This is a genomic window from Rhodomicrobium lacus (assembly GCF_003992725.1).
In the GTDB taxonomy this organism is placed as follows: domain Bacteria; phylum Pseudomonadota; class Alphaproteobacteria; order Rhizobiales; family Rhodomicrobiaceae; genus Rhodomicrobium; species Rhodomicrobium lacus.
Window position 1 is genome coordinate 607,073 of record NZ_RZNF01000002.1, and the last position, 15,331, is coordinate 622,403.

The 15,331-nt window shown below is 62.6% G+C and carries 10 protein-coding genes; 6 read left to right on the forward strand and 4 right to left on the reverse strand.

Going from position 1 to position 15,331, the window contains the following annotated elements; translation table 11 throughout:
- Positions 1 to 157: 157 nt before the first annotated feature.
- From EK416_RS03610 to EK416_RS03635, 6 genes are all read left to right on the forward strand, one after another.
- Complete coding sequence (locus tag EK416_RS03610; RefSeq protein ID WP_127076105.1) at positions 158 to 1,975, forward strand: methyl-accepting chemotaxis protein; 1,818 nt, start codon at positions 158 to 160, stop codon at positions 1,973 to 1,975.
- Positions 1,976 to 2,201: 226 nt separating this feature from the next.
- Positions 2,202 to 4,133 carry a HAMP domain-containing methyl-accepting chemotaxis protein gene (locus EK416_RS03615; protein ID WP_127076106.1) on the forward strand — a complete coding sequence of 644 codons (1,932 nt, stop codon included), beginning with the start codon at positions 2,202 to 2,204 and terminating at the stop codon, positions 4,131 to 4,133.
- A gap of 72 nt (positions 4,134 to 4,205) precedes the next feature.
- Positions 4,206 to 4,670: a chemotaxis protein CheW gene (locus EK416_RS03620; RefSeq protein ID WP_127076107.1), complete on the forward strand. Its 465-nt coding sequence runs from the start codon at positions 4,206 to 4,208 to the stop codon at positions 4,668 to 4,670.
- A gap of 61 nt (positions 4,671 to 4,731) precedes the next feature.
- On the forward strand, positions 4,732 to 5,613 hold the full coding sequence (locus EK416_RS03625) for a CheR family methyltransferase (protein ID WP_127076108.1): 882 nt from the start codon (positions 4,732 to 4,734) through the stop codon (positions 5,611 to 5,613).
- Between the two features lie 8 nt (positions 5,614 to 5,621).
- On the forward strand, positions 5,622 to 6,746 hold the full coding sequence (locus EK416_RS03630; protein ID WP_127076109.1) for a protein-glutamate methylesterase/protein-glutamine glutaminase: 1,125 nt from the start codon (positions 5,622 to 5,624) through the stop codon (positions 6,744 to 6,746).
- The gene (locus tag EK416_RS03635; RefSeq protein WP_127076110.1) at positions 6,743 to 8,476 is read left to right on the forward strand and encodes a hypothetical protein; all 1,734 of its coding nucleotides are present in this window, start codon (positions 6,743 to 6,745) and stop codon (positions 8,474 to 8,476) included. Before EK416_RS03630 ends, EK416_RS03635 begins: the two co-directional genes overlap by 4 nt.
- A gap of 247 nt (positions 8,477 to 8,723) precedes the next feature.
- Here EK416_RS03635 and EK416_RS03640 read toward each other — a convergent pair whose 3' ends face one another.
- The 4 genes from EK416_RS03640 to glmU form a co-directional block, all read right to left on the reverse strand.
- On the reverse strand, positions 8,724 to 10,214 hold the full coding sequence (locus tag EK416_RS03640; RefSeq protein ID WP_127076111.1) for a protein adenylyltransferase SelO: 1,491 nt from the start codon (positions 10,212 to 10,214) through the stop codon (positions 8,724 to 8,726).
- Between the two features lie 299 nt (positions 10,215 to 10,513).
- On the reverse strand, positions 10,514 to 12,334 hold the full coding sequence (gene glmS / locus EK416_RS03645) for a glutamine--fructose-6-phosphate transaminase (isomerizing) (RefSeq protein WP_127076112.1): 1,821 nt from the start codon (positions 12,332 to 12,334) through the stop codon (positions 10,514 to 10,516).
- A gap of 138 nt (positions 12,335 to 12,472) precedes the next feature.
- Positions 12,473 to 13,702 carry a GTP-binding protein gene (locus EK416_RS03650; RefSeq protein ID WP_127076113.1) on the reverse strand — a complete coding sequence of 410 codons (1,230 nt, stop codon included), beginning with the start codon at positions 13,700 to 13,702 and terminating at the stop codon, positions 12,473 to 12,475.
- Positions 13,703 to 13,848: 146 nt separating this feature from the next.
- Positions 13,849 to 15,198 carry a bifunctional UDP-N-acetylglucosamine diphosphorylase/glucosamine-1-phosphate N-acetyltransferase GlmU gene (gene glmU, locus EK416_RS03655; RefSeq protein ID WP_127076114.1) on the reverse strand — a complete coding sequence of 450 codons (1,350 nt, stop codon included), beginning with the start codon at positions 15,196 to 15,198 and terminating at the stop codon, positions 13,849 to 13,851.
- Positions 15,199 to 15,331: the final 133 nt, after the last annotated feature.

Consider the following 15,331-nt stretch of genomic DNA (forward strand, 5'->3'; position numbering starts at 1 on the left):
GCGAGGACGATGGCAAGAAAAACCGAACGTTACAAGGGGGCGCCCTTTGCTCGATTTCGCACGAATACAGAGCGGATGAAGCCCCCCTGGCATCTGATGATCAACACTACCAAAGACCGCCCTTAAGTCAGGCGGCTGCACCAGACGGAACAGTATCATGCGCTTTACTATAAAGCTAAAACTTGCATTAGCTTTCGGAACCATCATCGCCTTGGTTCTGGGGCTCTCCCTTTACGCCATATCGAGCTTGAACTCGCTGAATTCGGCCATCACCGACGTCCTAAAAGGCCCGGTGAAACGGCTTGAGCTCTCCTATCAAGTCAATCTCCACATCTCCGATAGCATCAGGGCTCAGAAAAATGCGCTTTTGACGCAGGACAGCCGGGAGGCCGCCGACTTTGCGAGAAAAGCGGTCAGCAGTCTCCAGGATGCCGAACGCGGTTGGAAAGACGGTCTCGCCAGGGCTACGGAAGCGGGACGCCCTTACTGGACCAGCTTGTCCAATCTCGGCGAAAAGCTGACCCAGGCGACGCAGAACTTTTCCGCTGCACTGAATTCGGGCGACAAGGCAACCGCGACCGACATTTCAAACGGCGAGATCCGGACGATCTATGCCGAGGTGAGCAAGGCAATCGAGACGCTCATTGAAAGACAGCAAAACCAGTTGGAACAGGCCGATCATGACACCGACGTTCTTTATGCCGATACGTTAAAACTTCTGATGATTGCCGTCGCAGCGGTATTGCTCATCGCTGTGGCCGCCGGCCTGTGGATTTCGCTCGGCATCAACAACGGCCTGCGCAAGGTCAAGACCGCGGCGGATGCGGTCGCTATCGGCGACCTCAACCACACTGTCGAAATCAGAACGAACGACGAGATCAAGGATCTGGTCGAGACCTTCAACGCCATGACCGGCAACCTGCGCGCGACTGCAGCGGTTGCCGATCGCATCGCCAACGGCGACCTCACCGTCTCGCACAAGCCGCTGTCGGACAAGGACACGCTCGGTCTCGCTCTCGCCAGCATGGTCGAGCGCCTGCGCGGCGTCATCTCGGAGGTCACGACGTCCGCCCGCAATGTCAGCGCCGGGAGCCAGGAACTGTCCGCGACAGCCGAGGAACTGAGCCAGGGTTCAACGGAGCAGGCATCTTCGACCGAAGAAGCGTCCTCATCAGTGGAGGAGATGGCGTCGAATATCAAACAGAACGCCGACAACGCCGCTCAGACCGAGAAAATGGCGCGCCAGTCGGCAACCGATGCCAAGACGAGCGGCGAAGCGGTGGGCAAGGCCGTGCAGGCCATGGAAACCATCGCCGAAAAGATCCTGATCGTTCAGGAGATCGCCCGGCAGACCGACCTTCTCGCGCTCAACGCGGCGGTCGAAGCGGCGCGGGCGGGCGAGCATGGCCGCGGGTTTGCGGTCGTCGCCTCCGAGGTTCGCAAGCTCGCCGAGCGAAGCCAAGCCGCGGCGCAGGAAATCTCCGGCCTCTCCGGCGACACGGTCAAGGCCGCCCAGCAGGCCGGCGAGATGCTGGGGCGCCTCGTGCCCGACATCCAGCGCACCGCCGAACTGGTGTTCGAAATCTCGAACGCCACCCGTGAACAGAATGCGGGCGCGGCGCAGATCAACATCGCGATCCAGCAGCTCGACAAGGTGACCCAGCAGAACACCGCCGCGGCCGAGGAAATGGCATCGACATCGGAGGAACTGGCAGGCCAGGCCGAGCAGCTTCAGCAGGCCGTCGCCTACTTCCGGATCGATGAGGCAGGCTCGGCGAGGGTCGAGCGCAACCGGCAGCCCGCGAAGATAACGGGGCGCCTCAGCGTCGCGCAAATGCAGGACGCGCTGCGCCACGCCGCTCCCTCGATCGCGCCCAGAAGCCCGAAGCCCTCGGCCCAGAACGGCTTCGCCCTCAACATGGATGAGCTTGGCGACGATCTCGACAAGCAGTTCGTGCGCAACGGAGCGGCATGAGCTTCCTTCGGCAGAGCTTGCTACCCCTCCCGGCCGCTCCGGCGGCCGGGGCCCCTTACCAGAAAACAGCGAGGACGACGGCAAGAAAAACTGAACGTTACAAGGGGGCGCTCTTTACTTGATCACGGACGCATACAGAACGGATGCCCCTCCCCCCGGGCATCTCCCGATCAACACCACCAAGAGCGCCCATAGTGGCGGGCGCCAACCAGACGGAACAAGTGTTATGCGCTTCACCATAAAGCTAAAACTTGCATTGGCTTTCGGAACCATCATCGCCTTGGTCCTGGGGCTCTCCCTTTACGCCATATCGAGCTTGAACTCGCTGAATTCGGCCATCACCGATGTCATAAAAGGCCCGGTAAAGCGGCTTGAGCTCTCCTATCAAGTCAATCTCCACATCCTTGAGAGTATCAGGACTCAGAAAAACGCGCTTCTGGCGCAAGACAGCCGGGAGATCGAAGATTTCTCGCGAAAAACGGTCCGCAGTCTTCAGGATGCCGAACGCGTTTGGAAAGACGGTCTCGCCAAGGCTCCGGAAGCGGGACGCCCTTACTGGATCAGCGTCTCCAATCTCGGCGAGAAGCTCACTCAGGCGACGCAGAACTTTTCCGCAGCACTGAATTCGGGCAACAAGGCAACCGCAACGGACATTTCAAACGGCGATATCCGGACTATCTATGCCGAGGTGAGCAAGGCGGTCGAGACGCTCATTGATATTCAGCAAAAACTGTTGGAACAAGCCGATCATGACACCGACGTTCTTTATGCCGATACGTTAAAGCTTCTGATGATTGCCGTCGCAGCAGTATTGCTTATCGCTGTGGCCGCCGGCCTGTGGATTTCGCTCGGCATCAACAACGGCCTGCGCAAGGTCAAGGCCGCGGCGGATGCGGTCGCTATCGGCGACCTCAACCACACTGTCGAAGTCAGAACGGACGACGAGATCAAGGATCTGGTCGAGACCTTTAACACGATGACCCGCAACCTGCGCGCGACTGCCGCGGTCGCCGATCGCATCGCCAACGGCGACCTTTCCAGCGACGTCAAACCGCTTTCGGACAAGGACACGCTCGGTATCGCCATGCAGGGCATGACCGCCAATCTTCGCCAGACCGCGCATGTTGCAGACAAGATCGCCAGCGGCGACCTCACCGTCTCGCACAAACCGCTGTCAGACAAGGACACGCTCGGTCTCGCCCTCGCCAGCATGGTCGAGCGCCTGCGCGGCGTCATCTCGGAGGTCACGACGTCCGCCCGCAATGTCAGCGCCGGGAGCCAGGAACTGTCGGCGACGGCCGAGGAACTGAGCCAGGGCTCAACGGAGCAGGCATCCTCGACCGAAGAAGCGTCCTCCTCGGTGGAGGAGATGGCGTCGAATATCAGGCAGAACGCCGACAACGCCGCTCAGACCGAGAAAATGGCGCGCCAGTCGGCCATCGATGCCAAGACGAGCGGCGAAGCGGTGGACAAGGCCGTCCAGGCCATGGAAACCATCGCCGAAAAGATCCTGATCGTGCAGGAGATCGCCCGGCAGACCGACCTCCTCGCGCTCAACGCGGCGGTCGAAGCGGCTCGGGCGGGCGAGCATGGCCGCGGGTTTGCGGTCGTCGCCTCCGAGGTTCGCAAGCTCGCCGAGCGAAGCCAAGCCGCGGCGCAGGAAATCTCCGGCCTCTCCGGCGACACGGTCAAGGCCGCCCAGCAGGCCGGCGAGATGCTGGGGCGCCTCGTGCCCGACATCCAGCGCACCGCCGAACTGGTGTTCGAAATCTCGAACGCCACCCGTGAACAGAATGCGGGCGCGGCGCAGATCAACATCGCGATCCAGCAGCTCGACAAGGTGACCCAGCAGAACACCGCCGCGGCCGAGGAAATGGCATCGACTTCGGAGGAACTGGCAGGCCAGGCCGAGCAGCTTCAGCGGGCCGTCAGCTACTTCCGGATCGATGAGGCAGGCTTCGCGAACGTTGAGCGGCAGCCCGCGAAGGCGACGGGGCGCCTCAGCGTCGCGCAAATGCAGGACGCGCTGCGCCACGCCAGCCCCTCGATTGCGTCCAGAAGCCCAAAGCCTTCGGCCCAGACTGGCTTCACTCTCAACATGAACGAGCAGCTCGGCGACGATCTCGACAAGCAGTTCGTACGCAACGGAGCGGCATGAGCCTTTTCCACTCACATCACCCCGGCCGTTCCGGCGGCCGGGGGCCCCTTATCGAAAAACTGCGAGGACAGGATGACCGACCAAACACAATATGTGACGCTTGGCGTCGCCGACGGTCTTTTCGCCGTGCCCGTCGAGAGCGTTCAGCAAATTCTTGAAATCCAGCCTGTCGCGGCGATGCCGAACGCACCGGCCGATTTTATCGGCCTGATCGATGTTCGCGGCCAGAATGTGCCGGTGATCGATCTGCGAACCAAACTGGCGCTGCCGGCTTCGGCAGACACGCAAAACACCCGGATCGTCGTTCTCGACGTCTCGGTCGAGGGAGCCACGCGCCGATTCGGTCTGAAAACAGACCGCGTCTTCGAGGTGACCGGCCTCGATCAAGGCGCGCTCGAACCTCCGCCGGATCTTGGAGCGAGATGGCGCGCTGACTGCGTGGCGGGTGTGGGACGACGCGCCGGAGCGTTCGTCACCGTCCTCGATCTCGACCGGCTGTTTCTGGCCGACGTCCTCGCGTCGGACTCGTTGGCCTGAGGCGCGCGCAGCAGGTGCAACTCGCCTTGATTGACCCGACCCGTATTTGTGGAGTTTTAGCATGACCGTTGCCCAGCTTGCCGAAGCCCGGCGCGAGAGGATGCCCGATTTCGATCAGCTCGGAGACCGTGACTTCGCGCGCATAGCGACACTGGTCAGCCGGCAGACCGGAATCCGATTGCCGCCATCGAAAAGAACGATGATCGAAACGCGACTGCGCAAGCGCATGCGCGCCTGCGCCAAGCCGACCTTCGATGCCTATTGTGCCTACTTGTTCGACAAAGGCGTCGAGGGGACCGAGTTAACGCATCTGATCGATGTGGTGACGACAAACAAGACGGATTTTTTCCGCGAGCCTGATCATTTCAGCTTCCTTGCCGATCGAGCCGTACCGGATCTGGTTGCCCGCCGCGCCGGCGAGAGAACGCCGCATCTGAAACTCTGGAGCGCGGCAAGTTCAAACGGCGCCGAGGCCTACACCATGGCCATGATCCTCGCCGATATGGCAGGCGCCAATCTCCGCTTCCAATTCTCGATACTCGGCACCGACGTCTCGACGAGGATGCTGGCTGCCGCGAGGCGCGCGGTTTATCCGGCTGGTTTCGTGTCTCCTGTCCCGGAGGCGATGCAGCGACGCTATTTCATGCGTTCGCGCGATCCCGAAGCCAATGAGGTGCGCGTGATCCCGGAACTGAGGAACCATGTGCAGTTCTCAGCCATCAACCTGATGGACGAAACCTATCGATACGAGCGCGATTTCGACGCCATCTTCCTTCGTAATGTGCTGATCTATTTCGAGAAGGACACACAGGTCGCCGTAACCCGCAGATTGATCAGCCATTTGAGACCGAACGGCTATCTTTTTCTCGGCCATTCCGAGACGTGGGTCGGCGCCAGTCTGACCGCACGGCAGGTCGCACCATCCATCTTTCAGGTTTTGTGAGGCGACCGATGCAGAATTCAACAAGACGTTCAGGCGAAAAATTCCGGGTTCTCATCGTGGACGACTCGGCGTCTGTCCGCCAGGCCCTGTCGGACATTCTTTCCAGCGACCCCGAACTCGAGGTGATGGCCACGGCCTCGGATCCCTATGTCGCCGCGGAGCGCATCCGTCGGGAGATACCTGACGTCATTTTCCTCGACATCGAGATGCCGCGCATGGATGGCCTGACCTTCCTGCGCAAGATCATGGCGCAGCGCCCGCTGCCGGTGGTGATCTGTTCGAGTCTGACCGAGGAGGGGTCGAGCACGCTCATGGAAGCGATGGAGGCGGGGGCCGTCGACGTCGTTACAAAGCCGCGGATCGGTTCGGTCGAGTTTCTCCAGCACTCGCGAATGCGGATCTGCGATACTGCCAAGGCAGCCGCGCATGCGAGGCTGAAGCCGCGGGCGACTCAGCCGCTCCGCGTGGAGGCTAAGTTCACGGCCGACGCCATTATTCCCCAGGGTTGGGCAAGAACGCGCGCGGATCATTACAGTGCGAGCGATATGATTGTCTGCATCGGCGCGTCGACCGGTGGGACGGAAGCTCTCCGTGATATCCTTCGCGCGCTGCCTGCGGAATGTCCTCCGATCGTCATCGTTCAGCATATGCCGGAAAAATTCACCGCCGCCTTCGCGCGCCGCCTCGATGGAATCTGCGCCGTGTCGGTCAAGGAGGCCCAAAGCGGAGATGCGGCAATCCCCGGCCGTGTGCTGATCGCGCCGGGCAATCGCCACATGCTTCTTCAGCGCGCGGGCTCCCGCGTCAGCGTGACCATCAAGGACGGTCCTGCGGTGTGCCGGCATCGGCCTTCGGTGGACGTACTCTTCCGATCGGCTGCGCAAAGCCTCGGGCCGCAGGCTCTCGGCATGTTGTTGACGGGGATGGGCGACGACGGAGCGCAAGGTCTTCTTGAGATGCGCGAGGCGGGTTCTTTCACGATCGCCCAGGACGAGGAAAGCAGCATCGTTTTCGGTATGCCAAGAGAAGCGATCCGCCGGGGAGCGGCCGTAAAGGTTCTGCCTCTGTCGCGCATGGCGCAGGTGATCATGCAAACGCGCAACCATACAGTCGATGCGGTGAAGGCGTCATGACGGCTCTTGATGTGATGGCTGTCGAGAAGCCGAGAATGTCCTTCGTGCAGGAAGTCTGCGATCCTTCGGAGATCATCGCGGAAATAGCCGAGCCTCGGAAGGCAATCGAGCGGACGTTCCTCGAAATGGGCGAACGCCTGATAGGCGGCGTGAAGTTGCTACGGACCGTTTCCGCTGCCCATCAGGCCATGGTTGCGGAGTTTCAGGGCCGTGATTTCCTGACTGTTGCCGAGTGCGTGCATGCGCTTCGCGATGAAGTCGCTGAAATCGTCTCAGATCTGGCAGCCGACGATACCGAAATCGGACAGATCGCCCAGACGATCCGGAAGCTGAAGGATCCTCTCGACGATCTCGCCAACGCCATCAGAATGCTGGATCTCATCGCGATCAATGCCCGGGTGGTGGCGGCAGGCGTCGAAGCGGGCCACGAAGATCTCGCTGCCTTCGTGGCAGATATGACGGAGATCGGACGCAAGGCACGCGAAACGGTCCGTTCGATCCTGAGCATCCACGCCCGCGTCAGCGAAACCGTAGCCAGAGCGACGCAGATTCACCTCGCCTCCAATCGCGAACATGCGAAGATCATGGCGACGATTTCGGAACAGCTGAAGGCCAATCTCGCAACCATCGAGCTTCAGCAAGGCCGCGCCGCGTCCTACGCTCAGCGATCCGGCGAACTGACATCGGCGATCAGCATGAGGATCGGCGATGCTATTGCCGCCATGCAGATCGGTGACAGCACCCGTCAGCGGCTTGAGCATGTCGAAGAAATCCTGAGCGCGATCCTGGACCGCGGCGGGCCTGGGGATGACGATACCGAGGCGATGCTTTTTCGTCTTGCGGCGTTGCAGCTTGCATCGACCCATGAGGACTTTGCCACCGAGGTTGTGGCCCTGCTCTCCGCGCTCGACGGTACTCGCCGCGACGCTCAGGCGGTGCTTGAGGAAGGGAGCGAACGGGCAGACGAGATCCTCGCGGACAGCGGCCACGCCCTGACCGCTCTGGCGAAAAATCTCCAATCCATCGTCCCCCTTCTTCAGAAGGACGCGGACATGCGTCGCACCGTCCGCGAGCTTGGCGAGGAGACGGCTGATGCGATGCGGGAGATTCTCGGACAGATGGACGCCATCGAAGCGACCGACCACGTGGTCCAGCTTCTGCGTCTCAACATGGCAATCCTCTGCGCGAGGCTTGGAGAAAGCGCGCGTGGAATGCGCGTGATAGCGGGTGAACTGGGAGCCGTCGCCCGGAGCGCAAAGGGCGCCGCGGCCGGCATGCGTCAGATCCTGACCGACCTGAAAGACGCCGTCGAGGCCGCGCGAGGGGAAGCCCAGCGATCGGGGGGTCGTGAGGTGAATGGCGATCCCATGAACGCGGCGAGGCTGCTGGAGACGGTTATGGGTCGCATCAAACAGGAAGCGGCGACGCTGAAGCAGGCTGGGCCGAAGACCATTTGTATTCTCGACGAAGCGGCGGACCGGGTTCGGGATTGCGCTGACGATCAGCAGGATTGGCCGGATGTCATCTCGGCACTCGATGCCGCAGCGGGAGATCGGGATTTCGCGTCATTGACAGTCGATAGGGAGCCGCTGGCCGAGATCCGCTCCCGGTACACCATGCAGAAAGAGCGGATCATACACGATCAGGCTTGTGGGGAAGCCGGTGTGCCGTCCGATTGCACGGATGTGCAGGAAGAAGCCGAAGCAGACCTTGAGAGCCTGCTGTTTTAAAAGGGAGAATGTAGAAGACGCCTGAATAGGCACCTATTGCGAAACGAAATTGCCAGTGCGGAGGCGCCGCGGCCTGCTCCGTGAGCGAGTACGCAATCGCCCCCATTGCGGAAGCGGCGGCAGCCAGCCGCCGCCCGCATCCAGCGGGTAACAATCGATCCATGCGAGCGGCTTCCGTCGGCGTCTTAAGGAACGCGCAGGAGGTCAATTGCGGGTTCGGGGTGTGGTGCCGGTGAGGCTCGACCCGTCAGGTTCCGCAGAAAGTTTGATGAACGACCTGATCGGGCCGAGGCGCCGCCGCGTAGCGGGCGAATTCGGGGAAATCCTCGTAAGGCTTCGCAAGAACCGCAAGCAGGGTTTCGAAGGGGGCAAAATTGCCCTTGTCCTGCGCCGCGTCGATGACCTCCTCGACCAGGTGATTGCGCGGAATGAACGCGGGGTTCGCCGAACGCATGACGGCGCGGCGTTCGGCCGGTTCGGTTGCTTCGCGCGCAAGCCGTTCGCGCCAGCGCACCGCCCATTCATCGAAAACAGTCGGATCGGCAAACTGAAGACGCGCGGTCTCGTGTGCCGGGACGCCCGACGCCGTCTCGCACAGGCCGCGAAAGGTGAGCGTGAAATCCGCGCCGTTCGCCGCCATGCGCTTCAGCAGATCGTCCGCGAGCGAAATGTCCCCGGGTTCGGGGCGCAGAAGCCCGAGCTTGCGCCGTATCCCGTCGATATAGGCCGCATCGAAGCGGGCCGCGAAGATGGTGAGCGCCTCTTGCGCGCTCTCAATGGCGGTGGCCTTGTCTTCGGCTATCAGGGGCAGCAGCGTTTCGGCGAGACGCGCCAGATTCCATTGGGCGACGCGCGGCTGGTTCCCGTAAGCGTAGCGGCCGCCATGGTCGATGGAGCTGAAGACGGTATCCGGGTGATAAGCGTCCATGAAGGCGCACGGCCCGTAGTCGATGGTCTCGCCCGCAATCGACACATTATCTGTGTTCATCACGCCGTGTATGAAGCCGATCAGCATCCACTTTGCGATGAGTTCTGCCTGCCGTACGCAGACGAGACCGAGAAGCGCGAGATAGGGGTTTTCCGCACCCGCTGCATTCGGATAGTGCCGCGCGATCACATAGTCGGCAAGGCGACGGGTCGCCTCCACGTCGCCGCGTGCGGCGAAAAACTGGAATGTGCCGACGCGGACGTGGCTTGAGGCGACGCGGGTCAGCACAGCGCCAGGTAACGGCCTGACCCGCGCCACGGTTTCGCCGGTCGTGACGGCGGCAAGCGAACGTGTCGTGGGAATGCCCAGCGCCGCCATCGCTTCGCTGACGATGTATTCGCGAAGAACCGGCCCGAGCGTCGCGCGCCCGTCTCCGCCTCGCGAAAACGGCGTGCGGCCGGAGCCTTTCAGCTGGATATCGCGGCGAACGCCGTCACGGTCGATAACCTCCCCAAGCAGGAGGGCACGGCCATCGCCGAGTTGCGGAACGAACATGCCGAACTGATGACCGGCATACGCCATGGCGAGCGGTTCGCACCGTTGCGGCACGCGGTTTCCTGAAAGCGCCGCCACGCCATCGGTTGTGGAAAGCGCGGCTGGATCGAGACCAAGTTGCCGCGCAAGGTCTTCGTTCAACCGAACAAGACGAGGGGCGGCCACGCGCACCGGCGGAAGCTTGGCGTAGAAGCGCGCAGGCAGGCGCGCATAGCTGTTATCGCACGGGAAAAAATCTCTATGTTCGGTCTCGATCTGGGGGCGCTCCCGAAAATTTCACGACAGATAGGATAAGCAAAAATCCAAGTGCCGCAATCAGGATCAAGACCAGCTGGCTATTTGAAATTCCGAGGATTCGCCGCATGTCCTCGGACCTTCCGATCCGGGCCCCAATCGCAAGCCCGTTGCTTTACAATCTCGGGCGGACAACTCCGAACATCTCGCCCATGACGGCGTCGATTACGCCGCGCTCATTTTCCAGCCCTCCACATGCGGACCGTCGAACAGACCGCCGCCGCAGCGTCGAACAACAATGATCCGGGCGCGCGCGTCCCCTACTCCACCGTCACCGACTTCGCGAGGTTGCGCGGCTGGTCGACGTCCGTCCCCATCGCCACCGCCGTGTGATAGGCGAGAAGCTGGATCGGCACGGCGTAGAGGATCGGGTTGACGAGGCTGTGCGCCGCGGGAAGCACGAAATTCGCCTGCGCCTTGACGGACGCCTGCGCTTCGGGCGCGTCTGAAAACACGACGAGCTTGCCGCCCCGCGCCGCCACCTCCTGAAGATTCGACACGGTTTTTTCAAACAGCGCATCCTTCGGCGCAATCGCGATCACGGGGACCGTCTCGTCGATCAGCGCGATGGGGCCGTGCTTCAGTTCACCCGCCGCGAAGCCTTCAGCGTGGAGGTAGGAGATTTCCTTCAGCTTCAGCGCACCTTCGAGAGCCAGCGGATAGTTCGATCCGCGACCGAGATAGAGCACGAGCGGCGCCTTCGCGAGGGTTTGGGCCAGCATGTCGAATTCGTCCTCGCGCTTCAGGACATCCGCCATGAGGCGCGGCACCTGCACGAGCGCGGTCACAAGCTCCGCCTCGTCACTTGCGGAAAGCACGCCGCGCTTGCGCCCGGCGGCGATCGCCATGCAGGCCAGCACCGAAAGCTGGCATGTGAACGCCTTGGTCGAGGCCACGCCGATTTCCGGGCCGGCAAGCGTCTGCAGCACGGCGTCCGATTCGCGCGCGATGGACGATTCCGGCACGTTCACCACCGAGGCGATGAGCTGGCCGTTGTCGCGGCAATAGCGAAGGCTTGCGAGCGTGTCCGCCGTTTCGCCGGACTGGGAGACGAACACCGCAAGGCCGTCCTTCGGCAACGGTGCCTCGCGATAACGGAATTCCGACGCGATATCGACATCCACCGGCAGCTTGGCGTAGCGCTCGAACCAGTATTTCGCTGTGAGCGCGGCATAGAAGGCCGTTCCGCATGCGGTGATTGTCAGTTTCGACAGCTTGTCGAAAGGCAGTCCGCCGCCGGGGAGTTCGATGGAATTGCGGTCGAAGCGCACATAATGCGCGAGCGTACGGCTGATCACTTCCGGTTGCTCGTGGATCTCCTTCGCCATGAAATGGCGATGGTTGCCCTTGTCGATGAGCAGCGCCGAAACCGCCGTGCGCACGATGTGACGCTTCACCTCCGCGCCGCTTTCGTCATAGATCGCCGCGCCGCCGTGGCTGAGCACCGCCCAGTCGCCCTCGTCGAGGAAGGTCACGCGGTCGGTGAAGGGCGCGAGCGCCATGGCGTCGGAGCCGAGGAACATTTCGCCCTTGCCGTAGCCGACGGCAAGCGGACTGCCGCGCCGTGCCCCGATCATGAGATCGTCGCGCCCGGAAAACAGGATCGCCAGCGCGAAGGCGCCGGTCAGGCGGGCCAGCGATTCGCGAACGGCCGCCACCGGGTCCGCCCCGCGCTGAAGCTCGCGATTGATGAGATGGGCTACGACTTCGCTGTCGGTCTGGCTTTCAAAGGTCTCGCCTTCCCTCTCAAGCTCCTCGCGAAGCTCGCGGAAATTCTCGATGATGCCATTGTGAACGATGGCGACACCGCCCGCCATATGCGGATGCGCGTTCCTTTCGACCGGCGCGCCATGTGTCGCCCAGCGCGTATGGCCGATGCCGGCCGTGCCATAGAGCGGTTCCTCGCCAAGCTTCCGGTCGAGCGCGGCGAGCTTGCCCTCGGCGCGCCGCCTGGTGAGGACGCCGCCTTCGAGAGTAGCGACGCCCGCGGAATCGTAGCCGCGATATTCAAGCCGGCGCAGCGCATCGACAAGACGCGGCGCTGCCGGTTCTTTTCCGAGAATACCGATGATTCCGCACATGGATTTGGCCTTTCCGAAGGTCGGACGACGATGAACGCCCGGGATGGTAGCTGCGCCGCGCGAACGCACAAATTCAAACAATACTACAGACTGTTTCAGGCAAGTTTAAGTTGCGCTTCGGAAAGGTTCGCGCAAGCGTCACCCATTCGGGCCGCTTCCCCATGACGGAAACGGATCCCGAAGTGTCGCCCATGATTTGGGACTGAACACGGGCTTTTCGGGATCGCCCACAAGGCAGCGTTCCAGCATCGCCTCGATGCGCCCGCGATTCATGGCACCGAGCGCGCCGATGAAAACCAGCTCCTGCCGCCGGTCGCCGAAGACCGGATCCCAGCGCGACTTGACCTTCGCAAGCGTTTCCTCGTCCTGCGCCAGATGCGCCTCCGGCACGGCGGCCCACCAATAGCCCATGCCCCCCGTTGCGGCGATGGCACCCGCCAGGCTGAACTCACCCACCCAATCGGGGCGCGTCGCGAGCCAGAAATGCCCCTTCGCGCGGACGACGCCCGGCAGCGGCGTCTGGATGAATTCCTGGAATTTGGCGGGGTCGAGGGGCCTTCGCGCGCGCCACACGAAGCTCGTGATGCCGTATTCCACATCCTCCGGCGTATGCTCCGCGAAGCCGTACAGTTCCTTATACCAGAGCGGGTGCTGATGCGCCCTGTCGAAATCGAACAGCCCCGTGTCGAAGATCCGGGCGGGATCGACGCGGGCGAAATCCGTCTCGATGACGCGCGCGTCGGGATTGAGGCTGCGGATGATCTTGCGTGCGGCGTCGAGTTGCTCGGGCGTTGCGTCGGATATCTTGTTGAGGATCACCACATCGGCGAATTCGATCTGCTCGACGAGAAGATTGACGAGCGTGCGATTATCCTCCTCACCCGCGACTTCCCCACGGTCGCGCAGGAAGTCGGTGCTGGAGTAGTCCTTGAGCAGATGCGCCGCGTCGACCACTGTCACCATGGTGTCGAGCCGCGCGATGTCGGACAGGCTCAAGCCTTCCTCGTCACGAAATTCGAACGTGGCGGCAACGGGCAGCGGCTCGGAAACGCCGGTCGATTCGATGAGCAGATAGTCGAAGCGGCCCTCCGAGGCGAGGCGGGCGACTTCCTTCAGAAGGTCTTCGCGCAAGGTACAGCAGATGCAGCCGTTCGACATTTCGACAAGGGTTTCCTCCATGCGGGACAGGTTCGCGCCCCCTGCCCTGACGAGGTCGGCGTCGATGTTCACCTCGGACATGTCGTTGACGATCACCGCCACGCGGCGCCCCTCGCGGTTGTTCAGAACGTGGTTCAGGAGCGTCGTCTTGCCCGCGCCGAGGAAGCCCGAAAGGACGGTTACGGGCAGGCGCGTGTCTCTCTGCGTCATGGGAAGAAAGCTCTCCGGTGGATGATACGTAATGTTATACTGTATCATTGACCGCCTGTTCAAGGCAGCCGTGCGGATCGCGTGAACGAGCCGCGAATGCGAAGGGCTGTACGGAGAGGCTTGGCGGCTGGAATGCCGCCGGTCGCCTACTTCGTGGAGGCTGCTTTCTCGGCGTCGGCGCGCGCGCGCTTGCGCTTCGCCCATTCGTCCTTGTGAACTTGCGGCGCCCGCGTCAGCGCCAGCGCGTGCGGCGGGACATCCTCGGAAATGACGCTGCCCGAGCCGATATAGGCGCCGTCGCCGATGGTTACCGGCGCGACGAGCGAGCTGTTTGAGCCGATGAAGGCGCCCGCGCCGATATCGGTCTTGTACTTTTTATAGCCGTCGTAATTGCAGGTGATGGTGCCCGCGCCGATGTTGGTCTTCGCACCGACATGCGCATCGCCGATGTAGCTCAGGTGATTCACCTTCGCGCCCTCGCCGACATGCGACGCCTTCAGTTCCACGAAATTGCCCACATGCACCCCGGCCTCAAGCACCGTGCCGGGACGGAACCGCGCGAATGGGCCGATGGTGGAACCGCGTCCGACACGCGCGCCTTCGAGATGCGAGAAGCCCCGGATCGTGACGCCGTCCTCGATCACGACGCCCCCGGCAAAGATCACGTTCGGTTCGATCACGACATCCTGTCCGATGACGGTGTCGTGCGAGAAGGTCACCGTCTCGGGCGCGATCAGCGTTGCGCCGCCCGCCATCGCCGCCGCTCGCGCCCGCCGCTGGAAGATGGCCTCGGCCTCGGCAAGCTGGGCGCGCGTGTTCACCCCGCGAACCTCGTCCTCGTCGATGATCTCGAAGGCCACGCGAAGCCCCCGCGCGCGGGCGATTTCGACCGCGTCGGTGAGGTAGAATTCGCGCTGCGCATTGTCGTTGCCGATGCGGTCGAGCAGCGAAAGGATCAGGTCGCCGCGAAAGGCAAGGATGCCCGCATTGCACAGCGTGATGGCACGCTCCTCCTCGGTCGCATCCTTGTGTTCGCGGATGGCGAGAAGCGCGCCCGACGCGTCGGTTATCAGCCTGCCATATCCCTGCGGATCGCGGGCCTCGAACCCCATGACGGCCATGTCGGCCCCGTTCGCGACGGCGCCCGAAAGGCGCGCGAGGCTATCGGGCGTGACGAGAGGCGTGTCGCCGCAAAGCACCACCACGGGAAGGTTCGAGGTTTCGAGCGCGGGGCGCGCCTGCAACACGGCATGCGCGGTGCCGAGCCGGTCGCGCTGCTCGAAGAACCGGGCAGCGATGGGCAAGCGAAGCGCATCGAACTCTCGCGCGTCCGGAGGAACGATCACGAAGCAGGATTCCGCGCCCGCATCCGCCGCAGCCTTGACGACATGGGCGACCAGCGGCAATCCGCCAACCTGATGCAAGACCTTGGGCAGCGCGGATTTCATGCGCGTCCCCTGCCCCGCCGCCAGCACCACCGCATTGAAACCCGCCATCGGTCGTCCCCTTCTGCCTTCGCTGCCGCTCTGCCTAGATCAAACCGCGACCGATGGAAACAATCGACCGCGCTGCGCCACGCAACAGCATAGCGGCGCAGGGTAAACATCGGCTGCGCTGATAGGGGAAAGC